General features: G+C 64.1%; 1 pseudogene. It reads left to right on the top strand.

Annotated features, from left to right (window positions below):
- Positions 1–357: pseudogene (locus ACM6IK_RS25700) on the top strand (hypothetical protein); the annotation flags it as partial.

The raw sequence follows: 357 nt of genomic DNA, 5'->3' as shown, positions 1-357 counted from the left end.
CGCACCACCTGGCACTACAACGAAGCCGGGCTGATCCAACAGCGCCAGGACGCCAATGACACAACCCTCGACTACCGCTGGGACCGCCTCGGCCAACTGCTGGAACTGCGCAACGAAAACAACAGCACCGCCAGCTTCAAGTACGACCCGGCCGGGCGCCTGCTCAAGGAAACCGGCTTCGACCAGCAGACCACCCACTACCTGTACGACCACGGCAGCAATCAGCCGACCCGCCGCCTCGATGGCGACCGCGTTACCGAATTGGAGTACGACCCACTCGGCCGCCTGATCGCCCGTCATGCCGGGCACAAGGACGGCCTGGAATGGCAGACCGAATCCTTCGCCTACGACGGCAAC

Origin of the sequence: Pseudomonas sp. IT-196MI5 (genome assembly GCF_949767415.1) — a bacterium.
Lineage (GTDB): Bacteria > Pseudomonadota > Gammaproteobacteria > Pseudomonadales > Pseudomonadaceae > Aquipseudomonas.
Note: the sequence above shows the minus strand (reverse complement) of the source record. Positions and strands in the feature narration are given on the sequence as shown.